Raw genomic sequence first — 4,546 nt, 5'->3', positions numbered from 1 at the left:
AACTGGCGCGGTTCCTACACGGTTTGCACATTCGGCGCAACACGGCTTGTGCGGGTGGGAAACTTGCCTTTGGAAAGCGCAAACGCGGTCGCGCACGCACCAAATAAACCAGCAAAATCATTGATTTATGATTTGGTAGCGGAGGAGGGATTTGAACCCCCGACACACGGATTATGATTCCGCTGCTCTAACCAACTGAGCTACTCCGCCCCGAAAGGGCTCGGCTGCGAGGCCGATGGCGCCTTACTAAGGTTGAGTGGGCTTGCCTGTCAAGCGCTGTGCTCGTCTGGTCATGACTTTTCCAACCGCTCCATATGCGCGCGGATGAGAGCAAGGTCCGCTTCGAACTTTTCGCGTTCCTTTGCCCTCGTTTCGGGGTCGGGAATGCGGAGGAGATAGGAGGGATGGTTGGTGATGTAGAGCACCGAACCATCGTCCAGGTCGATCGGCGCGCCGCGCATGCGGGAGATGGAAACCGCTTTTCCGACAAGGCTTTGCGCGGCGCTGGCACCGAGGGCGACGATGATTTTTGGGCGGACGAATTCGCGTTCGAGATCGAGCCAGAAACGGCAGGCCTGAATTTCGCGGGCGCTCGGGCTCTGGTGGATGCGCCTTTTGCCGCGGGGCACGAATTTGAAGTGTTTTACGGCATTGGTGACATAGAGGCGACGGCGGTCGATGTCGGCGGTTTTGATAGCGTCGTCAAAGACTTGACCGGCAGGACCGATGAATGGCCGGCCTGCGAGGTCCTCCTGGTCGCCGGGTTGTTCGCCGACGAACATCACATCGGCATTCTCGGGGCCTTCGCCGAAGACGGTTTGCGTTGCGTGCTCGTAGAGCGGGCAGCGGCGGCAGCCTTCGATCGCCTCCGCCGCATCGCCAAGTGATTGAATTGGTTGAGTTTCTTCCGTGACCTCACGGGCCTTTCGGCGCATGTGGCGGGCGGGGGGCTGGGTGGTGGCGCGGGCGATCATGTCCTCTTCCATTTGCCTCGCATTTCGGATGAGGGGAGCAATGCGGTCGGCTTCGGGGAGGTTGCGCCAGTATTTGACTGGCATTTCGGACTTCATCATCGCGACTTTCAGCCGAGCCGGATTGAAGATCGCGCCGTAATAGGTGCGCCAATCATCCTCCACCGCGCCCTCGGCGGGGATATCTTTCTTGTTGCCGCCGGGACCGAAGCGCAAATTCTCCTTGTCCCAGAAGGCACTAGCATAGGGCGTTATGATGGCCCAGTGCATGCCGGCAAAACGGCGGGAGAAGAAGGGGGCCGTGGCTTCGAGGGTGAAATGCTCGGGCTCGAACCAGGCGATGTAGCGCTCGTCGCCCTCGTGCTCGACGGTACGGAAGCGCACGAAAGCCTTCATCTTGTGAGCATCGCGATGTACCCCCGAGGCCATTCGCGTTAGCAGACTGCTATCACCATCCGCAGCATTGGCGAGAATGTGCTTATCGTCCTGCAGTCGCCACAACAGGCGATAGAGAATGGCGAAACGCTGCGGGTCGGAATGCTGGATGACATCGGTCGCCAGATCCATGAACTGACGCGGCACCGAGCCGATCGGGCCATCGGTATTGGGCAACATGTCGTCGCCGGCTTCAAAGAGCCCGCTCTCCTCCGAGCCGACCCGCCAGACGACTTGCGAGGGCTTCATGCCGGCAACGAGCAGGCGCCGAGCCTTGCCGCGCCACTCGTCGAGATCGTTGAGGCGTTCGAGCCGGACAGAGAGCATCAGAAGAGCTCCATCTGCTTTGGCGGCGGCGCCAGCTTTTGCCGGAGGCGCAGGTCGTCGGTGAGGCCGCCCGGTGTCCAGTCTGCGGCGGCGATGAAGGGGCGGACCTTGTCGATGGAGGCGGTGAGGCGCGCGACTTCGGCAAGGGTCAGGCGATGATGACGGCGCGACGAAAGAATGCGGTCGACGCCGCTTACGCCGAGGCCGGGGACGCGGAGCAGCAATTCGCGATCGGCGCGGTTGATGTCGATGGGAAAGTTGGCCCGGTGTTTTAAAGCCCAGGCGAGTTTTGGATCGATGCCGAGATCGAGATGACCGCCCTCCCCGCCTGCGACGATTTCGGGGACGTCAAAGCCGTAGAAACGGATGAGCCAATCGGCCTGGTAAAGGCGATGCTCGCGCATAAGCGGCGGCGGGGCGAGCGGCAGGCGCGATGACGCATCGGGAATGGGCGAGAAGGCGGAATAGTAGACGCGCTTTAGCCGATAGCCGGAATAGAGGCCGGCGGCGCGGGTGAGAATGGCGGCATCGTCGGCCTTGTCGGCGCCGATGATCATCTGGGTGGACTGGCCGGCCGGAGCAAATTTTTCGGGCTTCGCCCTGGTCGGCTTTTTGTCCTCGGCGGTTTCATCGAGTTTGCCGCGCAGGCGCGCCATGGCGGTGCGGATTTCGGCAGGGCGCTTTTCCGGGGCGAACTGTTCGAGGGCGGTGTCGGTGGGCAGTTCGATATTGGTGGAGAGGCGATCAGCCCAGCGGCCGGCTTCGGCGAGAAGTTCGGGCGCGGCGTTGGGGATCACCTTCAAGTGGATATAGCCGGCAAAGAAGTGGGTTTCGCGCAGGGTGCGGGCGACGCGGACCATCTGCTCCATGGTGTAGTCAGGGCTGCGGATGATGCCAGAAGAGAGGAAAAGGCCCTCGATGTAGTTACGCTTGTAGAAGTCGAGCGTCAGGCGAACGACTTCGTCGACGGAAAAGCGGGCCCGTTCGACGTTCGAAGACGAGCGATTGATGCAATAGGCGCAATCGTAGACGCAGAAATTGGTCAGCAGCAGTTTTAGGAGCGAGATGCAGCGGCCGTCCGGCGCATAGGAATGGCAGATGCCGCTGCCCTCGGTGGAGCCGATGCCGCCTGTCTTGCTGCTGTCGCGCTTTTCAGAGCCGCTCGAGGCGCAGGATGCGTCGTATTTGGCAGCATCGGCCAGAATGGCAAGTTTTCGCGTGACGGTGAGAGCGACCATTTGTTCATCCTTTGTTCTGGATGAATAGTCCGAGTCTGGCTTGGGCGCATGTCAAAAAGACAGGAGTGGGGGATTTGTGAACGGGACTGACTGCGGAGGCTGAGACGGTGCGGTCTGCAACGCCACGTTGCGTTCGCGCACGGCGTCATTCCCGCGAAAGCGAGGAATCTGGGTTTGGGGCGTGGCCTCGCAACTGCCGTCCCGGCGCAGGCTGGGACGCATTGCGAAATCTCAGGATGGGCCCCGGCCTTCGCCGGGGTGACATCGGAGTGTGAGGCCGGTCCTGCCGTGAGGTTGGAAGGCATGAAACGGAGGTCCTCGCTTTCGCGTGGATGACACCGGGGTTAGGCGCGGTCAGTGCAGTTGCCGGACTGCAGCTGTCGGTGAGTGGCATCGGTGAACTCGACCGAGGGTCACGATCGATGGGGAGGCGCTGGTGCTGCGGCCCAGAACAACGGTCGATAGAGGGCTTTGACGCCCACCGGGTGGCAACGGTGTGGGGCCGGTTGGCACCCGGATTGGACCGCATGAAGAGATCCTCGCTTTCGCAGGGATGAGGCAGTGGGTGCGGGCGGTCCGCAGGCTTTCGGAATAACGGAGCAGTTGCGAATGGCATCGGTGGGGTGGGGCGTCGGTCCATGCGCGCCGTCCGCGAGCGCTCTGTCGGGTCGCCCTCCGTAAACCTCCCTTGCTGGATCACCCTGCCCTGGCGGCTTCGGCCACCGCCTTTTGGGCGGCGAAGGCGCGTTGGTAGGCGGGGCGGTGTTCGGCGCGGGCGACGTAGGCGGAAAGATTGGGATACTCGGCGAGCATTTCTGGCTCGAGGCGGCGCAGGACCATGACCATCATCAGGTCGCCGGCGCTGAAGACGCCATCGAGCCAGTCGGCAGTGCCGAGGCGCGCGGAGAGCGGGGTGAGGCGGGAACGGATCTGGTCGTCGATGAGCGGCAGGCGGGCCTGATACCAGGGCTTGTCGCGCTCGGTGAAATAGACCTGTTCGCGCTCGACGATGGGCGGCTCGATGGTACTGAGGGCGGAAAATATCCAGGCCATGGCGCGACCCCGGCCGGCTTCGTCGGCGGGCAAGAGGCCGGGATGGTGCTGGGCGATATGGAGGACGATGGCGCCGGATTCGAAGAGGACGAGATCACCTTGCTCATAGGTCGGGATCTGCCCGAATGGGTGGCGGGCCTTGTGCTCGGGCTCTTTCATGGTTTTGAAGGAGACGAGGCGCACGTCATAGGGGAGGCCAGCTTCCTCGAGCGCCCAGCGCACCCGCATGTCGCGGGCGAGGCCCTGGCCACCGTCGGGCGAATTTTCGAATGCGGTGATGATCGGCTTCATTGCAAATTCCTTCCTGGGTTACAGTCCTAGGACGAGTGCCGCAGTTGGATTTCGACTAACTATTTTCAGCTCGCGCCATGCGGGCAACCGATTGTTGGGGCAGAGGTTGGGAAATGGCGCGAAGGGAAGAGGACGCATGACCAAGCACCGCATTTATGGAACCAGTGTTGCCAGCGTCTATCCGCTCTATGTCGCCAAGGCCGAGCGCAAGGGGCGCAGCAAGGAAGAGGT

The 4,546-nt window shown here is 62.1% G+C and carries 4 protein-coding genes and 1 tRNA gene; 1 reads left to right on the top strand and 4 read right to left on the bottom strand.

The window, feature by feature from the left end; genetic code table 11:
• Positions 1-133: 133 nt before the first annotated feature.
• From J0I64_RS00960 to J0I64_RS00945, 4 genes are all read right to left on the bottom strand, one after another.
• Positions 134-210, bottom strand: a tRNA-Met gene (locus J0I64_RS00960).
• Between the two features lie 80 nt (positions 211-290).
• Positions 291-1,733: a UdgX family uracil-DNA binding protein gene (locus J0I64_RS00955; RefSeq protein WP_291405535.1), complete on the bottom strand. Its 1,443-nt coding sequence runs from the start codon at positions 1,731-1,733 to the stop codon at positions 291-293.
• Positions 1,733-2,971, bottom strand: coding sequence for a putative DNA modification/repair radical SAM protein (locus tag J0I64_RS00950; RefSeq protein WP_291405533.1), 1,239 nt, complete (start codon positions 2,969-2,971; stop codon positions 1,733-1,735). Before J0I64_RS00950 ends, J0I64_RS00955 begins: the two co-directional genes overlap by 1 nt.
• A 696-nt stretch (positions 2,972-3,667) precedes the next feature.
• Positions 3,668-4,315, bottom strand: a complete 648-nt coding sequence (locus J0I64_RS00945) for a glutathione S-transferase family protein (protein ID WP_291405531.1) — start codon at positions 4,313-4,315, stop codon at positions 3,668-3,670.
• Positions 4,316-4,451: 136 nt separating this feature from the next.
• Here J0I64_RS00945 and J0I64_RS00940 point away from each other — a divergent pair.
• A partial coding sequence (locus J0I64_RS00940) for a DUF2200 family protein (protein WP_291405537.1) occupies positions 4,452-4,546 on the top strand: 95 nt, incomplete at its 3' end.

The sequence above is a fragment of the Devosia sp. genome (assembly GCF_017307565.1).
Lineage (GTDB): Bacteria > Pseudomonadota > Alphaproteobacteria > Rhizobiales > Devosiaceae > Devosia.
The sequence above is the reverse complement of the archived record's forward strand: the minus strand, read 5'-3'. Positions and strand labels throughout refer to the sequence as shown.

Coding starts and splice junctions, on each gene's coding strand:
- J0I64_RS00955 (WP_291405535.1), bottom strand. CDS start 1,733: ATGCTCTCTGTCCGGCTCGAACGCCTCAACGATCTCGACGAGTGGCGC.
- J0I64_RS00950 (WP_291405533.1), bottom strand. CDS start 2,971: ATGGTCGCTCTCACCGTCACGCGAAAACTTGCCATTCTGGCCGATGCT.
- J0I64_RS00945 (WP_291405531.1), bottom strand. CDS start 4,315: ATGAAGCCGATCATCACCGCATTCGAAAATTCGCCCGACGGTGGCCAG.